The organism is Pseudomonas sp. LH21 (assembly GCF_036549575.1).
Taxonomy (GTDB): domain Bacteria; phylum Pseudomonadota; class Gammaproteobacteria; order Pseudomonadales; family Pseudomonadaceae; genus Aquipseudomonas; species Aquipseudomonas peradeniyensis.
The window spans coordinates 5,206,985-5,232,780 of record NZ_CP144367.1 but is presented as its reverse complement, the minus strand read 5'-3'; the positions used below and the strand labels follow the sequence as shown (position 1 = coordinate 5,232,780).

The window sequence follows — 25,796 nt, the reverse complement described above, 5'->3', positions numbered from 1 at the left end:
GGCTTGCGCAAGGCGAGGCGTACGATGAGCAAAGAAGTACTGCTGGTTGTTGAATCGGTATCCAACGAAAAGGGTGTACCGCCCGGCGTCATTTTCGAAGCGCTGGAAGTGGCCCTGGCTACTGCAACCAAAAAGCGTTTTGAAGACGAAGTCGACCTCCGTGTGGAAATCAACCGCCACACCGGTAGCTACGAGACCTTCCGTCGCTGGACGGTCGTCGAAGAAGCGGATCTGGATGATCCGGCAATCGAGGTCTGGCCAGCAAAGATTCAGGAAAGTCATCCTGAAGCCAAAGTTGGCGACGTGATCGAAGAGAAGATCGAGTCGATCGAATTCGGCCGCATTGCTGCGCAAACCGCCAAGCAAGTCATTGTGCAGAAGGTTCGCGAAGCTGAGCGCGCCCAGGTGGTCGATGCTTACCGCGAGCGCGTGGGCGAAATCATCTCCGGTACCGTCAAGAAAGTTACCCGCGACAACGTCATCGTCGACCTGGGCAACAACGCCGAAGCGCTGCTGGCCCGCGAAGACATCATTCCCCGTGAGACCTTCCGTGTCGGCGTACGCCTGCGTGCGCTGCTCAAGGAAATCCGCACCGAGAACCGCGGTCCTCAGCTGATCCTGTCGCGCACCGCGCCGCAGATGCTGATCGAGCTGTTCCGCATCGAAGTGCCGGAAATCGCCGAAGGCCTCATCGAAGTCATGGCCGCCTCCCGTGATCCGGGGTCGCGCGCCAAGATCGCCGTCCGCTCCAAGGACAAGCGCATCGACCCGCAAGGCGCCTGCATCGGCATGCGTGGTTCGCGCGTCCAGGCCGTATCCGGCGAGCTGGGTGGCGAGCGTGTGGATATCGTCCTGTGGGACGAGAACCCGGCGCAGTTCGTCATCAACGCCATGTCGCCGGCAGAAGTTGCCGCGATCATCGTTGATGAAGATGCCCATGCAATGGACATCGCCGTGGCCGAGGACAACCTGGCGCAGGCCATCGGACGTGGCGGCCAGAACGTCCGCCTGGCCAGCCAGCTGACTGCCTGGACCCTGAACGTGATGACCGAGAAGGACATCCAGGCCAAGCAGCAAGCTGAGACCGGCGACATCCTGCGCAACTTCATCGAGGAACTGGAAGTCGACGAGGAGCTGGCACAAGTGCTGGTCGACGAAGGCTTCACCAGCCTCGAAGAGATTGCCTACGTACCGTTGGAAGAAATGCTCAACATCGATGGCTTTGACGAGGACATCGTCAATGAGCTCCGCGCTCGAGCCAAGGACCGTTTGTTGACCAAGGCCATCGCTACCGAAGAAAAACTGGCAGACGCCCATCCGGCTGAAGACCTGCTCTCCCTCGAGGGCATGGACAAGGACCTGGCGGCGGAACTGGCGGTGCGCGGCGTGGTTAACCGCGAAGACCTGGCCGAGCAGTCGATTGACGACCTGCTCGACATCGACGGCATCGACGAAGAGCGTGCCGGCAAGTTGATCATGGCCGCCCGAGCCCACTGGTTCGAGTAATTAGGCGCGGCCTGAGGAGAGAAGTGCATGACGCAAGTCACGGTGAAAGAACTGGCCCAAGAGGTCGAGGCACCGGTAGAGCGCCTGCTGCAGCAGATGCGTGAGGCAGGTCTGCCGCACACCGACGCCGGTCAGGTAGTGACCGACAATGAGAAGCAGACCCTGCTGACTCATTTGAAGAGCAGCCACAAGAGCAAGGCGGAAGAACCGCGCAAGATCACCTTGCAGCGCAAGACCACCAGCACTCTGCGTGTCGCCGGTAGCAAGAGCATCAGCGTAGAAGTACGCAAGAAGAAAGTATTCGTGCAGCGCAGCCCGGAAGAGATCCAGGCTGAGCAGAAGCGTGAGCAGGAAGAACGCCGCGCCGCTGAAAATGCCGCCCGCGAAAAGGTTGAAGCCGAAGTTCGCCAGCGCAACGAGGAGCAGGCACGCCGTCAGGCTGCCGAGGCCCCGGCCGCCGCGCCAGCGCCGAAGGCCGAGCCTGCCCCGGTTGCTGCCCCGGTAGTGGCCAACGCGCCGGTGTCCGAAGACGCCGCCGCCCGTGCCGCCGAGCGCAAGAAAGACGAGACCCGTCGCAACGAAAGCCGTACCCGTGATGACGATCGTCGCGGTGGTGGCCAGGCTGCGGCCGGTCGTGGCGAAGCGCCGCGCATGTCGGTCAAGGTCAAGGTCAAGGAGAAGGAAAAGGCTCCGACTCCGCGCGCTGCACCTCGCACCACCGACGAAGAAAGCGATGGCTTCCGTCGTGGCCGCGGTGGCAAGGGCAAGGGCAAGAAGCGCAATGCGCACGGCTTCCAGAGCCCGACCGGTCCGGTCATTCGTGACGTGACCATCGGCGAGACCATCACTGTCTCGGAACTGGCGCAACAGATGTCGGTCAAGGCCGCTGAAGTCGTCAAGTTCATGTTCAAGCTGGGCACCCCGGTCACCATCAACCAGGTGCTTGACCAGGAAACCGCTCAGCTGGTTGCCGAAGAGCTGGGCCACAAGGTCACCCTGGTCAGCGACACTGCCCTGGAAGACTCCCTGGCCGAATCGCTGAAGTTCGAAGGTGAGACCACCTCGCGTGCTCCGGTCGTGACCGTCATGGGCCACGTCGACCACGGCAAGACCTCGCTGCTCGACTACATCCGTCGTGCCAAGGTGGCCGCTGGCGAAGCCGGTGGTATTACCCAGCACATCGGTGCCTACCACGTCGAAACCGACCGTGGCATGGTCACCTTCCTCGACACCCCGGGCCACGCTGCGTTCACCCAGATGCGTGCCCGTGGTGCCAAGGCGACCGACATCGTCATCCTGGTGGTGGCGGCGGACGACGGCGTGATGCCGCAGACCCGCGAAGCCGTTCAGCACGCGAAAGCGGCTGGCGTTCCGCTGGTAGTCGCCGTGAACAAGATCGACAAGCCGGGTGCCGACCTCGATCGCATCCGTAACGAGCTGTCGGTCGAAGGCGTGACCTCCGAGGACTGGGGTGGTGACACGCCGTTCGTCAAGGTTTCGGCGAAGATGGGTACCGGCGTCGACGAACTGCTCGAAGCTGTCCTGCTGCAGGCCGAGATCCTCGAACTCAAGGCCACTCCGACCGCTCCTGGTCGTGGTGTCGTGGTCGAGTCGCGCCTGGACAAGGGCCGTGGCCCGGTGGCCACCATCCTGGTTCAGGACGGTACCCTGCGTCAGGGCGACATGGTCCTGGTCGGCTCCAACTATGGCCGCGTGCGCGCCATGCTCGACGAGAACGGCAAGCCTGTGAAGGAAGCCGGCCCGTCGATCCCGGTCGAGATCCTTGGCCTGGACGGTACGCCGGACGCTGGCGAAGAGATGTCGGTGGTTGCTGACGAGAAGAAAGCGCGTGAAGTTGCGCTGTTCCGTCAAGGCAAGTTCCGCGAGGTCAAGCTGGCCCGTGCTCACGCCGGCAAGCTGGAAAACATCTTCGAGACCATGGGTCAGGAAGAGAAGAAGACCCTCAACATCGTCCTCAAGACCGATGTGCGTGGTTCCCTCGAAGCGCTGCAGGGTTCGCTCGGCAGCCTGGGCAACGACGAAGTTCAGGTACGCGTCATTGGTGGCGGCGTCGGTGGTATCACCGAGAGCGACGCCAACCTGGCACTGGCCTCGAACGCGGTGCTGTTCGGCTTCAACGTGCGTGCCGATGCCGGTGCGCGCAAGATCGTCGAGCAGGAAGGTCTGGATATGCGTTACTACAACGTGATCTACGACATCATCGAAGACGTCAAGAAGGCCCTGACCGGCATGCTCGGCAGCGATGTTCGCGAGAACATCCTGGGTGTCGCCGAAGTCCGCGATGTGTTCCGCTCGCCGAAGTTCGGCGCCATCGCTGGCTGTATGGTCATCGAAGGTACCGTGTACCGCAACCGTCCGATCCGCGTACTGCGCGATGACGTGGTGATCTTCGAAGGCGAACTGGAATCGCTGCGTCGCTTCAAGGACGATGCCTCCGAAGTGCGTAACGGCATGGAGTGTGGTATTGGCGTCAAGAGCTACAACGACGTCAAGGTTGGCGACAAGATCGAGGTCTTCGAGAAAGTCCAGGTGGCTCGTACCCTGTAAGGGACGAGCATGGCGCAGGCCCCGTCGCAAGGCGGCTGGCGGCGCCTCACAAGGTAGCGCCCGGTCAGGCTTCAGCCTGACCGGGCGTTTGCCGCTTTACGTTACAGGTAGCAAGAATGGCAAAAGAATACAGCCGTACCCAACGTATCGGTGATCAGATGCAGCGTGAGCTGGCAGAGCTGATCCGCCGTGAAGTCAAAGACCCGCGTGTCGGTCTGGTGACCATCACCGCCGTCGACGTCAGCCGTGACCTGGGCCATGCCAAGGTGTTCATCACCGTGATGGGCCAGGACGGGACCGACGCCGTGCCGCAGACCCTCAAGGCGCTGACCAGTGCCGCGAGCTTCCTGCGCCTGCATCTGGGCCGCGTCATGCAGCTGCGCAGCGTGCCGCAGTTGCACTTCCACTTCGATGAGAGCGTCAGCCGTGGTGTCCACCTGTCGGCACTGATCGAACGTGCGGTGGCCGAAGACCGCCTGCACAAGGATGCCGACGAGCTGGACGCCAAGGAGTAAGCGGTGGCCCAGGTCAAACGTATCCGCCGCAACGTCAGCGGCATCATCCTCCTCGACAAGCCGCTGGGATTCACCTCCAACGCGGCGCTGCAGAAGGTTCGCTGGTTGCTCAACGCGGAAAAGGCCGGCCACACCGGCAGCCTCGACCCGCTGGCTACCGGCGTGCTGCCGCTGTGCTTCGGCGAGGCGACCAAGTTCTCGCAGTACCTGCTCGATTCCGACAAGGGCTACGAGACGGTCATGCAGATGGGGCAGACCACCAGCACCGCGGACGCCGAAGGCGAAGTCCTGCAGACCCGCGAAGTGACCGTTGGTCGCGCCGACATCGAGGCCGTGATCCCGCGTTTCAAGGGTGAAATCCTCCAGGTGCCGCCGATGTACTCGGCCCTCAAGCGCGATGGTCAGCCACTGTACAAGCTGGCACGTGCAGGAGAGGTAGTGGAGCGCGAGGCGCGTTCTGTTACTATTGGCCGCTTGGAGTTGCTCGAGTGCGAAGGCACCCGTGCGCGCCTGTCGGTTGGATGCAGCAAAGGCACCTATATCCGCACCCTGGTGGAGGATATCGGTGAGGCGCTGGGCTGTGGTGCCTACGTCGCTGAACTGCGCCGTACCCAGGCGGGCCCCTTCGAGCTGGCACAGACCGTGACGCTCGAGGAACTCGAACAGGCCCACGCAGAGGGTGGCAATGAAGCGCTCGATCGCTTCCTCATGCCGTCCGACAGCGGGCTGCAGGACTGGCCGCTGGTGCAGTTGTCCGAGCACAGCGCGTTCTACTGGCTGCATGGCCAGGCGGTACGCGCGCCGGACGCGCCGCAGTTCGGCATGGTCCGGGTACAGGATCACAATGGCCGCTTCATCGGTATCGGTGAAGTGAGCGAAGACGGGCGCATCGCGCCGCGTCGACTGATTCGGTCGGAATGACCGGAACCACCGGCAGGGGCTTCGGCTGAAACCGGTGGATACGAGGGTGGCTGTTATTAGGCACGGTCACACCTCTTCTTATTAATACGGGGACTTGTCCCTGGCCTATTGGAGACCGTTCGCGGGATCCGTTTATCAGGAGAAGCCAAATGGCCCTCAGCGTCGAAGAAAAAGCTCAGATCGTTGCCGATTACCAGCAAGCCGCCGGCGATACCGGTAGCCCGGAAGTGCAGGTTGCTCTGCTGACCGCCAACATCAACAAGCTGCAAGGCCACTTCAAGGCCAACGAAAAAGACCACCACTCCCGTCGTGGTCTGATCCGTATGGTCAACCAGCGTCGTAAGCTGCTGGACTACCTGAAGGGCAAAGACACCACCCGTTACAGCGCCCTGATCGGTCGCCTGGGTCTGCGTCGCTAATAGCGGCCTGGCCAGTGGTGTTGCATGGCGTGTCGCATGCATCGGCAGGGTTGCCTGGCAACCCTGGCGTTGGACACGCCACGCGATCTGCGAGGTTGGCAGCCTGGTCCGTCGTGCGGTTCATCCGCCCGGCGCCAGGCTCCCAGCCTCGTGTTGTATCTGGACGGTCAATGGGGCCGATTCCCCGTTCTGCCCAAGAATTCGCAAGAACCAGTTCCCCCAAGAGCCACTGAAGAAGGTAGGAAACCGTGAACCCGGTAATCAAGAAATTCCAGTTCGGTCAATCGACCGTAACCCTCGAAACGGGCCGCATTGCCCGTCAGGCCACCGGCGCCGTGCTGGTCACCGTCGACAACGATGTCACCGTGCTGGTGACCGTGGTCGGTGCCAAGCAGGCTGATCCGGGCAAGGGCTTCTTCCCGCTGTCCGTGCACTACCAGGAAAAGACCTACGCCGCCGGCAAGATCCCTGGTGGTTTCTTCAAGCGTGAAGGCCGTCCTTCCGAGAAGGAAACCCTGACCTCGCGCCTGATCGACCGCCCGATCCGCCCGCTGTTCCCTGAAGGCTTCATGAACGAAGTCCAGGTCGTCTGCACCGTGGTTTCCACCAGCAAGAAGACCGATCCGGACATCGCCGCGATGATCGGTACCTCGGCCGCCCTGGCCATCTCCGGCATTCCGTTCGAAGGCCCGATCGGCGCCGCCCGCGTTGCCTTCCACGAAAGCACCGGCTACCTGCTGAACCCGACCTACGAGCAACTGGCTGCCTCGAGCCTGGACATGGTCGTTGCCGGTACCTCCGACGCCGTCCTGATGGTTGAATCGGAAGCCCAGGAGCTGACCGAAGACCAGATGCTGGGCGCCGTGCTGTTCGCCCACGATGAATTCCAGGCCGTGATCAAAGCGGTCAAAGAGCTGGCTGCCGAAGCTGCCAAGCCGACCTGGGACTGGAAACCTGCCGTTGCCAACACCGAGCTGTTCAACGCCATCCGCGCTGAATTCGGCGAAGCCGTTTCCCAGGGCTACACCATCACCGTCAAGGCCGACCGCTATGCCCGCCTGGGCGAGCTGCGCGACCAGGCGGTCGCCAAGTTCTCCGGTGAAGAAGGCCAGCCTTCGGCCGGCGAAGTCAAAGACATCTTCGGCGAAATCGAATACCGCACCGTTCGCGAAAACATCGTCAACGGCAAGCCGCGTATCGACGGTCGCGACACCAAGACCGTGCGTCCGCTGAACATCGAAGTCGGCGTCCTGCCGAAGACCCACGGTTCGGCGCTGTTCACCCGCGGCGAAACCCAGGCCCTGGTCGTCGCGACCCTGGGTACTGCCCGTGACGCCCAGCTGCTGGACACCCTCGAAGGCGAGAAGAAAGACCCCTTCATGCTGCACTACAACTTCCCGCCGTTCTCGGTGGGCGAGTGTGGCCGCATGGGCGGTGCCGGTCGTCGCGAAATCGGCCACGGCCGTCTGGCCCGTCGTTCGGTCCAGGCCATGCTGCCGGCCGCCGACGTGTTCCCGTACACCATCCGCGTGGTGTCGGAAATCACCGAGTCCAACGGTTCCAGCTCCATGGCTTCGGTCTGCGGCGCCTCGCTGGCCCTGATGGATGCCGGCGTGCCGATGAAAGCGCCGGTTGCCGGTATCGCCATGGGTCTGGTCAAGGAAGGTGACAAGTTCGCCGTCCTGACCGACATCCTGGGTGACGAAGACCACCTGGGCGACATGGACTTCAAGGTAGCCGGTACCGCCAAGGGCGTCACCGCGCTGCAGATGGACATCAAGATCAACGGCATCACCGAAGAGATCATGGAAATCGCCCTGGGCCAGGCCCTGGAAGCGCGCCTGAACATCCTCGGCCAGATGAACCAGATCATCGGCGAGTCGCGTACCGAGCTGTCGGCCAACGCCCCGACCATGATCGCGATGAAGATCGACACCGACAAGATCCGTGACGTCATCGGCAAGGGTGGCGCCACCATCCGCGCCATCTGCGAAGAGACCAAGGCTTCGATCGACATCGAAGACGACGGCTCGATCAAGATCTTCGGCGAGACCAAGGAAGCCGCGGACGCTGCCAAACAGCGCATCCTGGGCATCACCGCCGAGGCCGAGATCGGCAAGATCTACGTCGGCAAGGTCGAGCGCATCGTCGACTTCGGCGCCTTCGTCAACATCCTGCCGGGCAAGGACGGCCTGGTGCACATCTCCATGCTGAGCGATGCTCGCGTCGAGAAAGTCACCGACGTACTGAAGGAAGGCCAGGAAGTCGAAGTACTGGTACTGGACGTGGACAACCGCGGCCGTATCAAGCTGTCGATCAAGGACGTTGCCGCTGCCAAGGCATCGGGCGTCTAAGCCATCACAGGCTGAAAGGAAGGACCCTTCGGGGTCCTTTTTTTATGCCTGTGGTTTTGTCTTGCGGACTTGCATCTTGCATGCAGGATTTTGCCCGGGCTTGCAAAATGCACGACCAGCCATGTAGTGGTTAGTTATTAACTAATTGATTTATAAGATAAAAATTAAAATCAAAAAGCTGGCACACGCCCTGCAACATCACTCCTACCTGACGCCAGGATCCACGGCGCAGACCTTTCGAAAAACAGGAGTGACCCACATGAAGAAGTTCGCCATTGCTGCCGCTACTGCCACCGCTCTGACCCTGACCATGGCTAACGCGGCGTTCGCTGCCCAGTCCACCCAGGCCCCGATGACGCTGGCGGCCGGTGAGGTGACCAAAGCCAAGGAAGCTACTTCCGACACCTGGATCACCACCAAGGTGAAGGCTGACCTGATGACCGAGAAAGGCGTGCCAGGCAGTGACATCAAGGTCGAAACCAACAAAGGTGTAGTGTCCCTGTCCTCGGATGTGGCCATTACCGACGCGCAGAAGGACATGGCGGTCGCCATCGCCAAGAAGATCAAGGGTGTTCAGGCCGTCTCGGCTGATGGCCTGAAGTCCGAATAAGGAATGTCCCGTCGGCCAAAAGGACTTGGCCACCCCTTCAAGCACAAGCCCCGGCATTTGCCGGGGCTTGTGCTTGCGCTTCCCTGTAGGAGATCGCCCAGCGCGTCGGGCTGCGCTGTCGCGCAGGGAACTGTCCCCCTGTAGGAGCGGCCTTGCGTCGCGAAAGGGCTGCGTAGCGGCCCCAGGTTCTCAGTATTGATGCAAAGATCGCCGGGGCCGCTCTGCGGCCCTTTCGCGACGCAAGGGCGCTCCTACACGGGGCGCTATAGCGCTGGATTACGTGCGATGACATCACTCTCGTAGCACACCTGCTCCACGATCAACGGTTCCACCAGCGGCCTGCTGTCCCGGAAATGCGCGGTCTGGGTATGGGCCTCATATGCAGCGTCATCCTGGTAGATCTCGTACAGGTAGATCACATCTGGATTCTCCCGATCCTGGGCCACATCGAACACCAGGCAGCCCGGCTCGGTAGCCACTGAAGCGGCGGCATTGGCCTGGATCGCCGCCAGGAATGCCTCGGCGGTACCGGATTTCACACGTGTCTTGATAAACAGGCAGTACACAGAAAGCTCCTTTTGTTTTAAATTCTATTTTGAATTGTATACAAAAAAAGGAGTCGCGCTCATGTCCGAACTACCTGCCCGTCCAGGTCGCCTGAATGGTCTGCGTCATATCGCCTTGCTGGTCCCCAACCTGGAGGAGTGCGAGCGCTTCTACGTGGATGTGCTGGGCATGGAAGTGCTGAACCGCGCCAATGAAGACCTGGTCTACCTCACCTGCGGCAACGACAACCTGTCGCTGGGGCGTGGTGCAGGGGCGGCCAATGGTTTGCAGACCCTGGATCACTACGGCTTCATCGTCGACAGCGTGGAAGAGCTGGAAGCCTGGTACCAGTACTTCAAGGCCCACGGCGTGACGCTGCTGGATCGCCCCTTCAATCATGGCGATGGAGCGCGCAGCTTCCATCTGCTGGACCCTGCGGGGAACAAGGTGCAGCCGCTGTATCACCCGGCGGTGTCGGGGCAGCGGCTGGTCTGATGGCATCGATTGCCGGTCCTGCCTTCATCGCCGGGTTGGCGGCGATGAAGGCGACTCGGTCGTGAAGGGCTACTCGGCATCCAGGTGCATCGGCGTCACCACCCGCCCATCGCTTTCAGCCTGGCCAAGATTGGTGTCGATGAAGTACACCCGGTCATCTTCCAGCTGGCCCTTGTCCACCAGGTAGTCCTTGATGCTGCTGGCGCGTTCCTGGCCGAGGGTGCGCAGCAGCGCGGTGCTTTCCGCCCAGGACTTGATCACCGCCTCGCGCAGCTTGGTGGTGCGCTCGTCACGGCCCAACTTCTCCCATTCGGCCGGCGGCTGCTGCTTCAGGCGGTTGCGGTAGATACCTTCGAGCATCGCCGGCTTGTCGCTGTCATCTACCACCAGCAACGAGGCGTTGGCCGGCACCTTGTCGCCGCGGCGCTGGAGGATCTTGTACCAGGTGGCCTGGTACTCGCGCTCCAGGCGCTGCTGGGCGATCAGCGGTCCGTCGCTGCTCTGGGCGGCGGTACCCTCGATCTCCAGGCGCAGCTCGGGACGTTCCTTGAGAGCCGAGGCGAGCTTGTCCAGGGACGTCTGCACGTCAGGGGTCAGGTCGCTGGAGCCTGCCGCGAACGAGACGTTGCCCAGGTCTTCCGCGCCGCCGCCCGAAACCAGCCCGCCGAGCAGCTTGAACGGCGCCTGGGCCGCGCGCAACACCAGGTTGCGCAGGGTCTGCCAGACGATCGGCATCACGCTGAACTGCGGGTTGTTTAGGTCGCCCGACACCGGCAGTTCGATGGAGATCCTGCCTTCGGTGTCCTTGAGCAGTGCGACCGCCAGGCGGATCGGCAGGTCCACGGCGTCCGGGCTGTCGACTTTCTCGCCCAGTTGCAATTGTTCGATCACCACCTTGTTCTCGGCCTTGAGCTGGCCGTTGGTGATCAGGTAGTGCAGGTCGAGGTTCAGCCGACCCTTGCGGATGCGCATGCCCGCGAACTTGCCGGAGTAGGGGGTGAGGGTGGTCAGCTCGACACGCTTGAAGCTGGTGGCGATGTCCAGGCTGGCCAGCGGGTTGAACGGGTTGAGCGCGCCTTTGATGGTGACCGGCGCGTAGCGGTCCACCTTGCCCTTGATATCCACCTTGGCCGGCGACGGCTTGCGGTTGTCGATGGTGCCGATCTGGCCATTGAGCTGCTGCACGGCGGTGGCGAAGTTCGGCGTAAGGGTCAGGTCGGCGAAGTTGGCCGAACCATCGTTGATACTGATCTGGCCGATACGAATGCCCAGTTCCTTGCCACTGTCGGACGCCGCCGGTTTGCTCGGCGCCGCAGCAGGCTTGTCCGCGGGTTGCGGGATCAGCAGGTCGTCGACGTTGGTGGTGCGGTCTTCGTTGATGATGAAGCGCGCATAAGGTTGCAGCAGGGTGACCTTGTCGATCGACAGGGCATCGCCGTGCACGTAGGACAGGCCATCGACGTTGACCTGCTGCCATTTGACGAAGTCGCGGTTCTTGATGGTGTCCAAGGTGTGCAGCTGGTTGGCCTGGGCCTTGCCGGTGATGCTGAAGGCCAGTGGCTCGGTGCTCTTGAGGTCGACCTTGAGGTCGCTGGAGAGCATGCCGCTGCGCAGTTCCAGGCGGATGAACGGGCTGATGTAGGCCTGGGCGACGCGCAGGTCGATGTCGCGGGTGGCGACGTCGAGTTTCGCCGTGACCGGTGCCAGGTTGACCTGGCCCGCGGCCTGCAGCTTGCCTTGCTTGCCCACGCCGGTGTCGAGTTTGAGGGTGAAGGGCGACTGGTTGAGGCTGTCGAAGTTCTGCAGGTCGAGGTTGAGCGGGCCGACATCCAGGGCCACGGGCTCCTTCTGGCTACGGTCGGCCAGGTGAACCAGGTAATTGCGTGCCTGCACGTCCTTGAGCAGGACCTGCCAGGGCTTGCTCGGTTCCTTGGCGGCCTGTTGTTCCGGGGTCGGTTCGGCGGCTGCGGGCTCGGCCTTTTCCTTCGGCGTGGCCTTGGCCGGCTGGCTGGCGAACAGCTTCTGCCAGTCGAGCTGGCCGTCCTTCTCCAGGGCCGCCCAGGTCTCCAGCTTCTCACTGCGGATCTTGCCGACGGTGACCAGCTGTTTGGCCAGGTCGATGGAGGTCTCGCTGACTTCCAGGCTGGCCAGGCGGGCCAGCGGGCGCCCGTCCGGGGCCTTGATGGCGAAGGGCGCGACCCGAACCGAGGTGTTGTCGAGCAGCAGCTCGGTTTCCTTGGCGAGGTTGAGTTTGTAGTGGGTGTCGAGGCTGACCATGCCGTCTTCCAGCACCAGCGGCACGGCGTCGCGCACATAAGGCCAGAACAGCTTCATCTTGCCGTCGGTGACCTTGAGGGTGCCTTCGGAGGCGATCGGCGCCAGGCTCAGGGTGCCGCTCCAGTCGATGCGCCCACCGGCCGGACCGTTGGCCACCAGGGTCATGTCGGCGTTGTCGTCGGGCAGGGTGCTGAGGTTCTTCAGCTCCAGGTTCATCGAGTCGTAGAGGAACTCGATCGGTTCGCTCGGGCGCAGGTCCTGGAAGTGCAGGTAGCCCTCGCTGAGCTTGATGCTGGCGATGCGCAGCGGGAACGGATCGCTGGGCGGCTCCTCCGGCTTGGGCTCGCTGGGCGGAATCTTGAACAGCTGGGCCAGGTTGAGGCTGCCGTCCTTGGCGAACAACAGCTCGGTGCGCGGCTTGTCCAGTTCCACGGCGTCCAGGCGCAGGGCCTTGGTCCACAGGCTGTCGAGGGCGAGGTTGGCGTACAGGCGTTCGAAGCCGACCTGCTCCTTGCCGGGTTCGCCGATCTGCAGGCCCCAGAGGGTCAGCTCGAGGCTGAACGGGTTGAGCTCGATGCGCTGCAGGTGCGCCGGCACCGTGGCGTATTGCGCCAGCTGCTGGTTGGCGATGCGCAGGGCGACACCGGGGAGAATGAAAAAGCCGAGCAGGCCGTACAGGGCCACGAGGGCCAGCAGTGCGCCGAGAGCGCGGGTCAATCCTTTGGGCATGTGTCGCTTCGTCTGTATCAGGCTGGAGTGCTTGGAGTATGGCACGTTAAATCGGTTCCGATGAACGGGGCAAAATACCTCATTCGATGCCCATGCGCCGCCGCGCGCGGTGCGCCGAACCGTTTCGCATGGCCCAGCGCAGCACCGGGGCGGTGTTGTTCAGGCCCAGGCGGATCATGCGCCGCTCGATCGCGCCCAGTTGCAGGCCGAGCATTTCGCTGGCCCATTCGGGCAGCAGGTCGATGCCGGCCTTGAGCATCAGCTTGCCCACCGGCTCGGCCATCCGGCTTGGCGCCGGGGCCTTGAGCAGGATGTCCACCACTTCCAGGCTGCGCGCGTCGCACTGCAGTTGCGGGCGCATGCGACGCAGGTAGTCGTCGACCTCGGCGCAGGAACGTGGCACGTCGCGTGCGCCGAGACGCTCGGCGATCAGCGCGATCTCGTCGTAGTAGGCGTCCTGCTCGGCGCGTGGCAGACGGGGATTGCGATAACGCAGGTGGGCGGCGAGGAAACTGCTGACTTCGGCCACATGCACCCAGGTCAGCAGGTCGGGGTCGCTGGCCGCATAGGGACGGCCATCGGGCGCGGTGCCGGTGACCTTGAGGTGGATGGTGCGGACCTTGTCGATCAGCCACTCGGCGTCACGGGTCGAGCCGAAGGTGGTGCCGGAGATGAACTGGCTGGTACGGCGCAGGCGTCCGAGCAGATCCTGGCGGAAGTTCGAGTGGTCCCATACCCCGGCCAGTGCCAGCGGGTGCAGCAGTTGCAGCATCAATGCGCTGATACCGCCCACCAGCATGCTGGGGAAGTCGCCATGCACCTGCCAGCTGATGCTCTGCGGGCCGAAAAGGCCGGGATCACCCTTGGGCGATTCCAGGTCGAGCTGGCCGAGGGCCAGCCCGGTAAGGCTCATGACCTGGGTTTCGATGCGACGACGTAGGACTTCCATGGCGACCTGTGCTGGCCGCCATGGCGGCCGTCTATGAATTGAGGCGTTTATCGTTCAGCCGGTCATCAGCCGGGCCTGAGGTGGCGCGCGTCTCGAACGCGCCACCCTGGACATGATAAACCGTGGGCTCCTCGGAAAAATACGGCGACAGGTGGGCCATGAAGACCTGGTGGTCTTCACTGGCCTCGAAGCCAGGCGTGTGATCCTCGAGGGATTGCCACTGCACGATCAGGTTGAATTGATGGGGTGCTTCGATCCCTTGCGCGAGCAGGTGGCTGATGTGCCCATCGGCCCGGCTGAGCAGAGGGGCGACTTCGGCGAAGGCGTGCCTGAAGCTGTCGAGATGTGCCGGTTGGATGGGAAGTATGGCGATTTCGTAGATCATGGCGGTTCTCGTTGGATGATGGGGGCATCAAACGCTGGCTGGGGCGGCCGCAGGCACGACCGCAATGGCGATCTTTCCTTGCAGGCCATTGTTGGGGCTTTGCAGCCGGGCATGGGCGAGCGCAACGTCGGCCAGGGGATAGACGGCGCCCACATGTGGCCGCAGTTGTCCGCGCTCGACCAGTGCGCTCAGCTCATCGAGCTTGCCGCGCTGCTGCCGGGTGAAGACGAAGTGATAGCTCGCGTTCTTGCCCCAGGCCTGGATGAGGTTCTGCGGTTGCGCGATATCCACGATCGACACCACGCGTCCCAACTGGGCCAGGGCGTCCGGGCTGCGAGACAGGGCATCGCCGCCGATGGTGTCGAACACCACATCGACGCCCTGGCCTGCAGTTTCCTTGAGGATGACGTCGACATAGTCCTGGCGCTCGTAGTCGATGACCACATCGGCGCCCATGCGCCGCACGAATTCGGCATTCGCTTCGCGCACCGTGGTGAAGACCCTGGCGCCCATGGCCTTGGCCAGCTGGATCGCCACATGACCGACGCCGCCGGCACCGCCATGCACCAGGATGCGCTCGCCCACCCTGAGCGCCGCGCGGACCACCAGCGCCTCCCAGGCCGTGCCGCCGACCAGGCTCAGGCTTGCCGCCTCGAGATGGCTCAGCGACGGCGGCTTCCGGCCGACGATGCCTTCGGCGGCGACGTGGTATTCGGCATAGCTGCCAGCGCCCTCGAAGATCTGCGGGGTGTACCACACCTCGTCACCGGGGCTGAACGCCGTCACCCCAGGCCCGACGGCTTCGACGACGCCGGAGACGTCGTGCCCGGTAATGGCCGGCAGCGGCACCAGGTCGGGATAGTCGCCGCGGCGCACCTGGTAGTCCAGCGGGTTGACGGAGGTGGCATGCACTCGGACCAGTACCTGCCCGGCCTCGGGCACCGGTTTGGCGATGTCGCGATAGACGAACGCATCCGGGCCGCCGAAGGCATCCAGTATCAACGCTTTCATGGTGTTTCCTCGCTTCGATAAAAAGGGATATCGGGAAATATCGATGTATTAAATGAGATCAAGCTGTCTTTCAGTTTCTGGGCGCCTGGCAGGCACCTCGGTGATGACTCCTTGGTATCTTTAAAACGGGATATCGGGAAATACCGATATGTAAGAGTAAAAGCAAACCCTACAGTTCGCTCCCGATCAGCTCGGCGAGCGCGCTGATGGCCGCTTCGTTGCGCTTGTAGTAGGTCCACTGGCCAATGCGGCGGACCTCGACCAGGCCTGCACGCTGCAGTGTGGCCAGATAGTCGGACACCGTCGACTGCGACAGCCCCACGCCTTCCTGGATACTGCTCACACAGACACCCACGGTGTGAACGTCACCTTCGTCCTGTGGAGGAAAGTGTTTCACCGGGTCTTTCAGGCCTTTGAGGATCTCGAGGCGTGTGCGGTTCGAGAGTGCCTTGAATACGTCGAGCAATTCCATGACGCGATAATATCGGTATTTACCGATATGTCAATTCACCGCAGAACGGCCGGCAAAGGCCGTCCTGCGAAGAGGCCTATTGGTTCAGGCGTTTGTCGATCAGGCCCTGGACCACGCTCGGGTCGGCGAGGGTGGAGGTGTCGCCAAGGTTGTCCAGTTCGTTGCAGGCGATCTTGCGCAGGATGCGCCGCATGATCTTGCCCGAGCGGGTCTTGGGCAGGGCAGGAGCCCACTGGATCAGTTCAGGCTTGGCGAAGCTGCCGATCTCCTTGCTGACCAGGGCCAGCAGTTCGGCTTTGAGCGCGTCGTCCGGCACGACGCCGTTCATGGGGGTGACGAAGGCATATACCCCTTGGCCCTTGAGGTCGTGGGGGTAGCCGACCACGGCGGCCTCGGCGACGCTGTCGTGCAGCACCAGGGCGCTCTCCACCTCGGCGGTGCCGATACGGTGGCCGGAGACATTGATCACATCGTCGATGCGCCCGGTGATCCAGTAGTCGCCATCGGCGTCGCGGCGGGCGCCGTCGCCGGTGAAGTAGTAGCCGGGCATCGGCTTGAAGTAGGTGTCGACCATGCGTTGGTGGTCGCCGTAGACGCTACGGATCTGCCCGGGCCAGCTGGCCTTGATCGCCAGCAGTCCGGCGCCGGGGCCTTCGATCAGCTTGCCTTTGTCGTCCAGCAGTACCGGTTGCACGCCGAACATCGGCTGGGTGGCGCAGCCCGGCTTGAGCCGTGGCGTGCCGGGGAGGGGGGTGAGCATGATGCCGCCGGTCTCGGTCTGCCACCAGGTGTCGACGATGGGGCAGCGCTTCTGCCCGACGGCCTCGAAGTACCATTCCCAGGCTTCCGGGTTGATCGGTTCGCCGACGCTGCCGAGCAGGCGCAGGCTCTGGCGCGAGGTACTTTGCAAGGGGCCGGGGCCTTCGCGCATCAGCGCGCGCAGGGCGGTGGGCGCGGTGTAGAAGATGTTCACCCGATGCTTGTCGACCACCTGCCAGAAGCGCGAGGTGTCGGGGTAGTTGGGCACGCCCTCGAACATCAGCGAGATCGCGCCGTTGGCCAGCGGGCCGTAGACGATATAACTGTGGCCGGTGACCCAGCCGACGTCGGCGGTGCACCAGAACACCTCGCCGTCACGGTAGTCGAACACGGTCTTGAAGGTCATGGTTGCCTGCAGCAGGTAGCCGGCGGTGGTGTGCAGCACGCCCTTGGGTTTGCCGGTACTGCCCGAGGTGTAGAGGATGAACAGCGGATCCTCGGCGTTCATCGGTTCAACCGGGCACTCGTCAGCGGCCTTTTCCGTCACCTCGTGGTACCAGAGGTCGCGATCGTCGCTCCAGGCCACCTCAGCGCCGGTACGCTTGATCACGAATACGCTGCTCACCGCCGGGCAGCTGGCGAGGGCCTTGTCGACGTTCTGCTTGAGCGGAACGCGCTTGCCGCCACGTACGCCTTCGTCGGCGGTGATCACGGTACGGCAGTCGGCGTCGAGGATGCGGTCGCGCAGGGCGTCGGGAGAGAAGCCGCCGAACACCACCGAGTGGATGGCGCCGATGCGCGTGCAGGCGAGCATGGCGTAGGCGGCCTCGGGGATCATCGGCATGTAGATGCATACCCGGTCGCCTTTCTTCACGCCACGGGCTTTCAGGGCGTTGGCCAGACGGCAGACCTGGCGGTGCAGTTCGCGGTAGCTGATGGCCTTGCTGTCCGCGGGGTCGTCGCCTTCCCAGAGCAGTGCGGTCTGCTCGCCACGCTGGGCCAGGTGGCGATCGATGCAGTTATGGCTGACGTTGAGCTGGGCGCCGTCGAACCAGCGGGCGCTGCCGGTGTTCAGATCGCATTGCTGCACGCTCGACCAGGGCTTGATCCAGTCCAGGCGCCTGGCCTGTTCGGCCCAGAAGGTGTCGGGATCATCCACCGACTGGCGGTAGAGGCGGCGGTAGTCGTCGTCGCTGAGGGGGGCGGACTGGCTTACGGCCAGGGCCTGGGGATAGTCGCGGATATCGAACATGGCGGGTGGTCCTGCTCTTGTTAGGGGCGAGGGACTGCAACGGCTATTCGATGGACAGTGTAGCTGGATGAGATGTTCAGCCTGTGTCGGCCTCTTCGCGGGTTAACCCGCTCCCACAGGGTTTTCACTGAACCTGTGGGAGCGGGTTTACCCGCGAAGAGGCCGGTGCAGGAAGTGGATCAGCCGCGATGACGGCCGCGGAAGTAGTTGATCAGGCCCTGGGTGGAGCCATCCTCGGCGCTGTCTTCCAGGCTGCCGACCAGGCGCTGGTAGACACCCTTGCCCAGTTCCTTGCCCAGCTCCACGCCCCACTGGTCGAAGGCGTTGATGCCCCAGACCACGCTCTGCACGAACACCTTGTGCTCATACATCGCCACCAGCGCGCCAAGACGGCGCGGGCTGATGCGCTCGACTACGAGGGTGTTGCTCGGACGGTTGCCCGGGATCACCTTGTGCGGCGCCAGCTTGGCGATATCGGCCTCGTTCAGGCCCTTGGCGCGCAGCTCGGTCTCGGCTTCCTCGCGGGTCTTGCCGAGCATCAGCGCCTGGCTCTGCGACAGGCAGTTGGCGTACAGCCACTGATGGTGGTCCGCCACCGGGTTGAAGCTCACCACCGGGACGATGAAGTCGGCCGGGATCAGCTGGGTGCCCTGGTGCAGCAACTGGTGGTAGGCGTGCTGGCCGTTGCAGCCGACGCCACCCCAGATCACCGGGCCGGTGTCGGTCTTCACCGGGGTGCCGTCCTGCAGCACGCTCTTGCCGTTGGATTCCATGTCCAGCTGCTGCAGGTGCTTGGTGATGTTGCGCAGGTAGTGGTCGTACGGCAGGATCGCATGGGCCTGGGCGCCCCAGAAGTTGCCGTACCACACGCCCAGCAGGGCCAGCAGCACCGGCATGTTCTTCTCGAACGGCGCGGTCTGGAAGTGCTGGTCCATGGTGTAGGCGCCGGACAGCAGTTCCTTGAAGTTGGCGGTGCCGATGGCCAGGGCGATCGGCAGGCCGATGGCCGACCACAGCGAGTAGCGCCCGCCGACCCAGTCCCACATCGGGAAGATGTTCTCTTCGCGGATGCCGAAGGCCACGGCCGCGGCCTTGTTGCTCGACACGGCGATGAAGTGGCGGTACAGCTCGGCTTCCGAACCGCCCTGGGCCAGGTACCAGGTGCGCGCGGCCTGGGCGTTCTTCAGGGTTTCCAGGGTGTTGAACGACTTCGACGAGACGATGAACAGGGTGGTCTCGGCGCGCAGGTTGGCCGACAGCTCGTGGAACTCGCTGCCGTCGATGTTCGCCAGGTAGTGGCAGCGCACGCCGCGCTGGGCGTAGGGCAGCAGCGCCTCGGAGACCAGCTCGGGGCCGAGGAACGAGCCGCCGATGCCGATATTGACCACGTCGGTGATCGGTTTTTCGCTGTAGCCGCGCCACAGGCCGTCGTGGATGCGGCCGACCAGCTCGGTGATCTGGTTCAGCACCTTGTGCACTTCCGGCATCACGTTGACGCCGTTCACGCTGAGCTTGTCGCCGACCGGGCGGCGCAGGGCGGTGTGCAGCACCGGGCGGCCTTCGGAGGCGTTGATGATCTCGCCGCTGAACATCGACTTGATGGCCGCTTCCAGGTCGACGTCCTTGGCCAGGTTCACCAGCAGGTCACGGGTCTGCTCGGTGATCAGGTTCTTCGAGTAGTCGAGGAACAGGCCGCAGCTGCTCAAGGAGAACTGCTCGAAGCGCTTGCCGTCGGCGGCGAAGGCTTCGCGCATGCTGAAGCCCTGCATGGCGTCGCGGTGTTGCTGAAGCGCCTGCCAGGCGGGCAGCGCCGTCACATCGTGGGGGGTACGGTAATACGCCATTGCGGGTGGTTTCCTTGGTGCATGGTCAGGCTTGGACAGCGGCATTCGTTGCCGGTTGCAAGCTGGACATTATAGGCATTGGCGCCAAGGCGGGAATGGGGGGAGGCGAACGGTGTGGATTAAAATTGTCACCGGCCTGATACCTGGCGTGCGTGGGGCGGCAGTTCGCCGCGCCCACGCAGGGATCTCAGGCGGTCTGCTCTTCCAGGTGCAGGTAGATGTTGTCGATCAGCCGGGTGTTGCCCAGGTACGCCGCCGCGATCACCACCAGGTCACGGTCGTCGATCATCGCCGGACGCAGGGTCAGGGCATGGCGCACTTCCAGGTAGTCCTTGCGCAGGCCTGCCGCTTCCAGTTGCGCCTGGCCTTCGGCGATCAGCGCCGCGAAGTCGCGTTGGCCACGGCGCAGGGCGTCGGCGATGCCGCTCAGGGTGCGGTACAGCACCGGGGCGGTGGCACGTTGCTCCGGCGTCAGGTAGCCATTGCGCGACGACAGCGCCAGGCCGTCCTCGGCGCGCACGGTCGGCTCGCCGATGATCTGGATCGGCATGTTCAGGTCGCGCACCATGGCGCGGATCACCGCCAGTTGCTGGAAGTCCTTTTCGCCGAACACGGCAAGGTCTGGCTGGACCATGTTGAACAGCTTGCTGACCACCGTCGCCACGCCTTCGAAGTGCCCGGGGCGGCTGGCGCCGCACAGGCCTTCTGACAGCTGCGGCACGCTCACCCGGGTCTGCACCGCCATGCCGTCGGGGTACATCTCCTCGACGGTGGGGGCGAAAAGCAGGTGACAGCCTGCCTGGAGCAGTGTTTCCTGGTCGGCGACTAGGGTGCGGGGGTACTTGTCCAGGTCTTCGCCAGCGCCGAACTGCAGCGGGTTGACGAAGATGCTGGCGACCACGAAGTCGGCGCGCTGGGCGGCCTTGGTCACCAGCGCGGCATGGCCGCTGTGCAGGTTGCCCATGGTCGGCACGAAGGCGATGCGCTTGCCCTCGCCACGGGCGCGGGCCACGGCGGCACGCAGTTCACGGACGGTCTTGACGGTATTCATGCGCTGAACCCATGCTCGCTGCCAGGGAAGCTGACGTCCTTGACCGCACGGACATAGGCGGCCAGGGCACTCTGGATGTCCGGCTGGCCGGCCATGAAGTTCTTCACGAACTTCGGCACGCGGCCGCTGAGCGACAGCCCGAGCATGTCATGCAGGACCAGTACCTGGCCATCGGTGGCGCTGCCGGCGCCGATGCCGATCACCGGAATGCTCACCGCCTGGGTAATCTCCGCCGCCAGCTCGCTGGGCACGCATTCGAGCAGCAGCATGGCCGCGCCGGCCTGCTCCAGGGCGATGGCGTCGGCGCGCATCTGGCGGGCCTGGGCTTCCTGGCGGCCCTGGACCTTGTAGCCGCCCAGCACGTTGACTGTCTGCGGGGTCAGGCCCATGTGCGCGCACACCGGCACGCCGCGCTCGGCCAGCAGGCGGATGGTCTCGCCGAGCCAGGCGGCGCCTTCGATCTTGAGCATGTGGGCGCCGGCGCGCATCAGTTCGGCGGCGTTGGCGAAGGCCTGCTCGGGGGTGGCGTGGGCCATGAACGGCAGGTCGGCGAGGATCAGCGCGCCATCATTGCCGCGTTTGACGCAGGCGGTGTGGTAGGCCATGTCGCGGTTGGTGACGGGCAGGGTGCTGTCATGGCCCTGCAGGACCATCCCCAGGGAGTCGCCCACCAGCAGGACTTCCACGCCGGCCTGGCTGGCGGCCTTGGCGAAGGTCGCGTCGTAGCAGGTCAGCATGGTGATTTTCTCACCCTTGGCCTTCAGGCCGTGCAGGGTGGTCAGGGTTACTTCAGGCATGTAGGGGAATCCTCGTTCAGGCGCTGTGAACAACAACTGCGTACAACGCGTGTATTCATCTTCCGGAGCGGCACATCATCGTCTGTGATGTTCGGGCACAGGTCCGTCCGAGCCTAAATGGGTGATTGCGGCAGAGTGGCGCCGCGGGACGCCTATAGTCGTGAGCGAGGTGGGGGAAGTCAACCAGCCGTGTTACCGCATTGTTACGGCACCGGTGTTACTGGCGTTACCGCCGTCGGAAACGCCCGAATTACAGGCGTTCCAGGCCGACGAACGGACAATCTTCGAGCAGCTGCGCCAGGGCGCGGCCATCGGCGAGGCGGAATTCGGCGGGCACCAGCTCGGCGAGCGGGTAGAGCACGAAGGGGCGGGCGTGCATGTGGTAGTGCGGCACCTGCAAGCGCGGCACGTCGATGACCTGGTCACCGAACAGCAGCACGTCGAGGTCGAGGGTGCGTGGGCCCCAGCGCTCCTGACGCACGCGGCCCTGGTCGTTCTCGATGGCTTGCAGCGCGTCGAGCAGGTCCAGCGGAGCCAAGGCCGTGTCGATGGCCGCCACGGCATTGGTGTAGCGCGGCTGGCCGGGCAGCAGCGAGTCGCTGGTGTAGAGCGCCGAGGCCGCCGCCAGGCGGGTGTCGGCGATCAGGTCCAGCGCCTGCAGGGCGCTGCGCAGCTGCTCGGCGGGCTCATCCAGGTTGCTGCCCAGGCCGATGAACGCACGGGTGTTCATGCTCAGTCCCAGGCCTGCTCGTCATCGCGCTTGCGTTTGCCGCCGCTGCGCTTGCGCTTGCGTGGGCCGGCAGTACCGCCGGCGCCGTCGTCGCGGCTGCCGAGCTCGCGGATCATGTCGCGGCGCTGACTGTCGTTGGCGTCCTGGTAGTCGGTCCACCACTCGCCCAGGCCGTCGGTTTCCTCGCCGGCGCTTTCACGCAGCAGCAGGAAGTCGTAGCCGGCGCGGAAGCGCGGGTTGTCCAGCAGCATGTCGGCACGCTTGCCGCTGCGCCGTGGCAGGCGCTCCTGCATGTCCCAGATCTCGCGGATCGGCAGGGTGAAGCGCTTGGGGATGGCAATGCGGGCGCACTGTTCGGCGATCAGGTCGTGGGCCGCGCCGTTCATGGCCGGGATCGGCGGCACGCCTTGGCTCTGCAGGTACAGCGCACGGCCCGGCAGGGCCGGCCAGAGCAGGGCGGCGAAGAGGAACGCCGGGGTCACTGGCTTGCCCTGCTTGACGCGCAGGTCGGTGTTGCTCAAGGCCTGGCTGATCAGGGTGTGGGTGTAGGTCGGGCGCTCTTCCAGGGCCTGGCTGCTGGCCGGGAACAGTGGCTCGAACAGTTGCAGGTCGACCAGCATCTCGAAGGTGATCGCGCCCTGGCCGTTGAGGAACAGCTTGAGGCTCTCCTCGAACAGGCGCGCCGGCGGGATGTCACGCAGCATGGGCGCTAGCTCGCGGATCGGCTGCACGGTGTGTTTCTCGATGCCGAAGTCCAGCTTGGCGGCGAAGCGCACGGCGCGCAGCATGCGTACCGGGTCTTCCTGGTAGCGGTGCGTCGGGTCGCCGATCAGGCGCAGCAGGCGGTTACGGATGTCGTGGACACCGTTGGCGTAGTCGAGGATGCGCTCGCTGACCGGGTCGTAGTACAGGGCGTTGATGGTAAAGTCGCGGCGTTGCGCGTCTTCTTCCAGGGTGCCGTACACGTTGTCGCGCAGGATGCGGCCACTGGCATTGTGCGACGAGCGGTGGCTATCGGACTGGTCTTCATCCGAGTGCGGGGCACGGAAGGTGGCGACCTCGATGATGTCACGGCCGAAATGCACGTGCACCAGCTTGAAACGCCGGCCGATGATGCGGGCGTTGCGGAACTCCGCGCGGACCTGCTCGGGGGTGGCGCTGGTGGCGACGTCGAAGTCCTTGGGCGTGATGCCCAGCAGCAGGTCACGCACGCAGCCACCGACCAGGTAGGCCTGGTAACCGGCTGCCTGCAGGCGCTCGACGATGCTCACGGCATGGCGGCTGAACTGGCTGCGCTGCAGCGAGTGCTGGCTCTTGTTGATCACTTCAGGCGTAGTGCGCCTGTGGTGCTGGCCACGAACGGGCGGGCGGAACGACTGGAACAGCTTCTTCAGCATGGGATGCACTGTTTGAAGGAATGATCGGCCAAGGATAGGAGAATGGCCGCATGATGGGCGGGGATTCTAGCATTTACTGGGGGAATGGTGTAGGCGGTGTGGCAAGGGCGATGCGAAAGGGAGAAACGACATGGGGAGCCGAAGCTCCCCATCAAAGTCGTTGCGTGCTCTTATTGTTTTTTTGCCGGGCTTCTTGTTTTTGTTGAATGCCCTGTCCACAAATCTCGAAGCTTGTGGACGACCCCCAAACCGGGGGTGAAGAGCAAACGGATTGCTTTGGTCGCCGAGTTGATGCTGATCTGTCGATCCAATCAGTTCAGGTGCTGCTTTTGAGTGCAGTTTTTGTTGTTCTCTGCCTGATCGTGGGGCAAGCCCCAAACACAACGCCTCTCCAAAAGAATCAGTTAGCTGCGCCTCCGCCGTCTTGTTCTTATTGTGCGTGAGCCGTTTCGTCTTGTTCTTATTCTGAGTTGCAGTGCTTGTTATTGTTCTTGTACCAGACATATAGCAGGTGCCGTGCCAACTTTTGAAAACCCAATGAAATCGGGGGTTTCAGCGGTTAAGGCAGGTTTTGGGGCGGGGCAAATGTAGAAATTTCGTTACCTTACGCCTCGGGGGATGTTACGGCTGACAGGGTGGGTAACAGATTTTTGCGGGAACTGATGTGTTACCGCGCAAACGCATCGCGGGGAAAGCCCACTCCCACGCCACCCTTGCCTGGTGCGTGGGAGCGGGCTTTCCCCGCGAGCTGTCGGCGTTGAATCAGTTGTCGCTGGTGGCGTTGCTCTTGCGTCGCGGGATACCCAGGCGTTGACGGCGTTCCCACAGGCATTTGCGGCTGACGCCCAGCTTGCGCGCCAGCTCGGTCTCGGTCATGTGGTCCTGGTGCTCGAGGACGAAATGCTGGAAGTAGTCCTCCAGCGACAGGTCCTCGGTCGGCTCGTGGCTGGCGCTGTTGGCGCCGGCCAGGGTCGGCAGGTTGTCCAGCACGTCGTCGTCTTCCAGGTCGCTCAGCTCGATGTCGATACCCAGCAGGTCGGCGGAAATCTCCGCGCTCTCGCTGAGAATCACCGCGCGCTCCACGGCGTTCTCCAGTTCGCGCACGTTGCCCGGCCAGCTGTAGTGACGGATGGCCTGCTCGGCTTCGTGGGAGAAGTGCAGGTCGTCGCGGCCGATGCGCGCGCTCTGGCGGGCGAGGAAGGCATTGGCGATCTCGTTGACGTCGCTGCCGCGCTCGCGCAGGGCCGGCAGCTTCAGGGCGATCACGTGCAGGCGGTAGTACAGGTCTTCGCGGAACTGCCCGGCCTTGGCCAGGTTCTTCAGGTCGCGGTGGGTCGCGGCGATCAGGCGCACGTCGACCTTCTGCGACTGCACCGAACCGACCCGGCGGATCTCGCCTTCCTGCAGCACGCGCAGCAGGCGGGCCTGGGCTTCCAGGGGCAGTTCGCCGATCTCGTCGAGGAACAGGGTGCCGCCGTCGGCGGCCTCGACCAGGCCCGCGCGCCCGGCGCTGGCACCGGTGAACGCGCCCTTCTCGTGGCCGAACAGCTCCGATTCGATCAGGGTCTCGGGGATCGCCGCGCAGTTCACCGAGATCATCGGTGCCTTGGCCCGGCGCGAGAGGTTGTGCAGGGCGCGGGCGACCAGCTCCTTGCCGGTGCCCGACTCGCCCTGGATCAGTACATTGGAGTCGGTCGGGGCGACCTTGCGAATCTTGACGTACATGTCCTGCATGGGCGGGCAGGAACCGATGATGCCGATCTCGCCGTTGGCGGCCGCGCTACCTGCCTTGTCGCTGGCGGCCTTGCCGTTGCCGGCGCGTGGCTCGGCGGCTGGTGCGGCCGCTGGTGCGTTCTGCCGGTCGCGCAGGATACGGGCCACGGCCTGGAGCATCTCGTCATGGTCGAAGGGCTTGGCGATGTAGTCCACCGCGCCCATCTTCATCGAGTCCACCGCCGAGCGCAGGCTGGCGTAGCTGGTCATGATCAGCACCGGGGTGCCCTGGCCAAGCTTGATCAGCTCGGTGCCCGGGGCGCCCGGCAGGCGCAGGTCGCTGACGATCAGGTCGAAGGTGGCAATGCTGAAGCGTTCCTGGGCTTCCTGCACCGAGCCGGCTTCGCTGACCTGGTACTGGTTCCGTTCGAGCAGGCGACGCAGGGCCGAACGGATGATGGTTTCGTCTTCGACGATCAGAATGTGCGGCATTGAT

General features: G+C 63.8%; 21 protein-coding genes. 8 read left to right on the top strand and 13 right to left on the bottom strand.

From position 1 onward, the window contains the following. Window positions 1-24 precede the first annotated feature (24 nt). From nusA to VUG52_RS23840, 7 genes are all read left to right on the top strand, one after another. Window positions 25-1,506 (top strand): transcription termination factor NusA, encoded by a 1,482-nt coding sequence (nusA, locus tag VUG52_RS23870; protein ID WP_050706987.1) that lies wholly within the window; start codon window positions 25-27, stop codon window positions 1,504-1,506. Between the two features lie 27 nt (window positions 1,507-1,533). After that, on the top strand, window positions 1,534-4,074 hold the full coding sequence (gene infB, locus VUG52_RS23865) for a translation initiation factor IF-2 (protein ID WP_050706986.1): 2,541 nt from the start codon (window positions 1,534-1,536) through the stop codon (window positions 4,072-4,074). Between the two features lie 116 nt (window positions 4,075-4,190). After that, on the top strand, window positions 4,191-4,589 hold the full coding sequence (gene rbfA, locus VUG52_RS23860) for a 30S ribosome-binding factor RbfA (protein ID WP_050706985.1): 399 nt from the start codon (window positions 4,191-4,193) through the stop codon (window positions 4,587-4,589). Window positions 4,590-4,592: 3 nt separating this feature from the next. Beyond that, window positions 4,593-5,510 carry a tRNA pseudouridine(55) synthase TruB gene (gene truB, locus VUG52_RS23855; RefSeq protein WP_050706984.1) on the top strand — a complete coding sequence of 306 codons (918 nt, stop codon included), beginning with the start codon at window positions 4,593-4,595 and terminating at the stop codon, window positions 5,508-5,510. 149 nt (window positions 5,511-5,659) lie between these two features. Beyond that, a complete protein-coding gene (rpsO, locus tag VUG52_RS23850; RefSeq protein ID WP_029613930.1) occupies window positions 5,660-5,929 on the top strand; it encodes a 30S ribosomal protein S15 in 270 nt (89 codons plus the stop codon). A 248-nt stretch (window positions 5,930-6,177) separates the two neighbouring features. After that, the gene (gene pnp / locus VUG52_RS23845; protein WP_050706983.1) at window positions 6,178-8,283 is read left to right on the top strand and encodes a polyribonucleotide nucleotidyltransferase; all 2,106 of its coding nucleotides are present in this window, start codon (window positions 6,178-6,180) and stop codon (window positions 8,281-8,283) included. Between the two features lie 259 nt (window positions 8,284-8,542). Continuing rightward, the gene (locus VUG52_RS23840) at window positions 8,543-8,893 is read left to right on the top strand and encodes a BON domain-containing protein (protein ID WP_050706982.1); all 351 of its coding nucleotides are present in this window, start codon (window positions 8,543-8,545) and stop codon (window positions 8,891-8,893) included. A 263-nt stretch (window positions 8,894-9,156) separates the two neighbouring features. On the opposite strand, the gene VUG52_RS23835 is transcribed toward VUG52_RS23840, so the two are convergent. Then, on the bottom strand, window positions 9,157-9,459 hold the full coding sequence (locus VUG52_RS23835) for a putative quinol monooxygenase (RefSeq protein WP_050706981.1): 303 nt from the start codon (window positions 9,457-9,459) through the stop codon (window positions 9,157-9,159). A gap of 61 nt (window positions 9,460-9,520) precedes the next feature. Here VUG52_RS23835 and VUG52_RS23830 point away from each other — a divergent pair, with 61 nt between their 5' ends. Further along, complete coding sequence (locus VUG52_RS23830; RefSeq protein WP_010955354.1) at window positions 9,521-9,934, top strand: VOC family protein; 414 nt, start codon at window positions 9,521-9,523, stop codon at window positions 9,932-9,934. A 69-nt stretch (window positions 9,935-10,003) separates the two neighbouring features. Here VUG52_RS23830 and VUG52_RS23825 read toward each other — a convergent pair whose 3' ends face one another. From VUG52_RS23825 to VUG52_RS23770, 12 genes are all read right to left on the bottom strand, one after another. Further along, on the bottom strand, window positions 10,004-12,940 hold the full coding sequence (locus VUG52_RS23825; protein ID WP_331832168.1) for a DUF748 domain-containing protein: 2,937 nt from the start codon (window positions 12,938-12,940) through the stop codon (window positions 10,004-10,006). Between the two features lie 79 nt (window positions 12,941-13,019). Then, the gene (locus tag VUG52_RS23820) at window positions 13,020-13,889 is read right to left on the bottom strand and encodes an oxygenase MpaB family protein (protein WP_262952782.1); all 870 of its coding nucleotides are present in this window, start codon (window positions 13,887-13,889) and stop codon (window positions 13,020-13,022) included. Between the two features lie 31 nt (window positions 13,890-13,920). Beyond that, window positions 13,921-14,274: an antibiotic biosynthesis monooxygenase family protein gene (locus tag VUG52_RS23815; RefSeq protein WP_262952781.1), complete on the bottom strand. Its 354-nt coding sequence runs from the start codon at window positions 14,272-14,274 to the stop codon at window positions 13,921-13,923. A gap of 27 nt (window positions 14,275-14,301) precedes the next feature. Then, window positions 14,302-15,285: a zinc-dependent alcohol dehydrogenase family protein gene (locus VUG52_RS23810; RefSeq protein WP_331832167.1), complete on the bottom strand. Its 984-nt coding sequence runs from the start codon at window positions 15,283-15,285 to the stop codon at window positions 14,302-14,304. 169 nt (window positions 15,286-15,454) lie between these two features. Continuing rightward, on the bottom strand, window positions 15,455-15,757 hold the full coding sequence (locus VUG52_RS23805) for an ArsR/SmtB family transcription factor (protein ID WP_050706976.1): 303 nt from the start codon (window positions 15,755-15,757) through the stop codon (window positions 15,455-15,457). A gap of 76 nt (window positions 15,758-15,833) precedes the next feature. After that, entirely contained in the window at window positions 15,834-17,768 is a 1,935-nt protein-coding gene (gene acs, locus VUG52_RS23800; RefSeq protein WP_050706975.1) for an acetate--CoA ligase, read from the bottom strand. A 179-nt stretch (window positions 17,769-17,947) separates the two neighbouring features. Continuing rightward, window positions 17,948-19,612, bottom strand: coding sequence for a glucose-6-phosphate isomerase (gene pgi / locus VUG52_RS23795; protein WP_050706974.1), 1,665 nt, complete (start codon window positions 19,610-19,612; stop codon window positions 17,948-17,950). 187 nt (window positions 19,613-19,799) lie between these two features. Beyond that, entirely contained in the window at window positions 19,800-20,663 is an 864-nt protein-coding gene (gene panC, locus VUG52_RS23790) for a pantoate--beta-alanine ligase (RefSeq protein WP_050706973.1), read from the bottom strand. Then, window positions 20,660-21,460: a 3-methyl-2-oxobutanoate hydroxymethyltransferase gene (gene panB, locus VUG52_RS23785; protein WP_050706972.1), complete on the bottom strand. Its 801-nt coding sequence runs from the start codon at window positions 21,458-21,460 to the stop codon at window positions 20,660-20,662. Before panB ends, panC begins: the two co-directional genes overlap by 4 nt. 250 nt (window positions 21,461-21,710) lie before the next feature. Further along, complete coding sequence (folK, locus tag VUG52_RS23780) at window positions 21,711-22,190, bottom strand: 2-amino-4-hydroxy-6-hydroxymethyldihydropteridine diphosphokinase (RefSeq protein WP_050706971.1); 480 nt, start codon at window positions 22,188-22,190, stop codon at window positions 21,711-21,713. Between the two features lie 2 nt (window positions 22,191-22,192). Continuing rightward, window positions 22,193-23,587 (bottom strand): polynucleotide adenylyltransferase PcnB, encoded by a 1,395-nt coding sequence (locus VUG52_RS23775; protein WP_028691235.1) that lies wholly within the window; start codon window positions 23,585-23,587, stop codon window positions 22,193-22,195. A 762-nt stretch (window positions 23,588-24,349) separates the two neighbouring features. After that, window positions 24,350-25,792, bottom strand: coding sequence for a sigma-54-dependent transcriptional regulator (locus VUG52_RS23770; RefSeq protein ID WP_050706969.1), 1,443 nt, complete (start codon window positions 25,790-25,792; stop codon window positions 24,350-24,352). Window positions 25,793-25,796 lie beyond the last annotated feature (4 nt).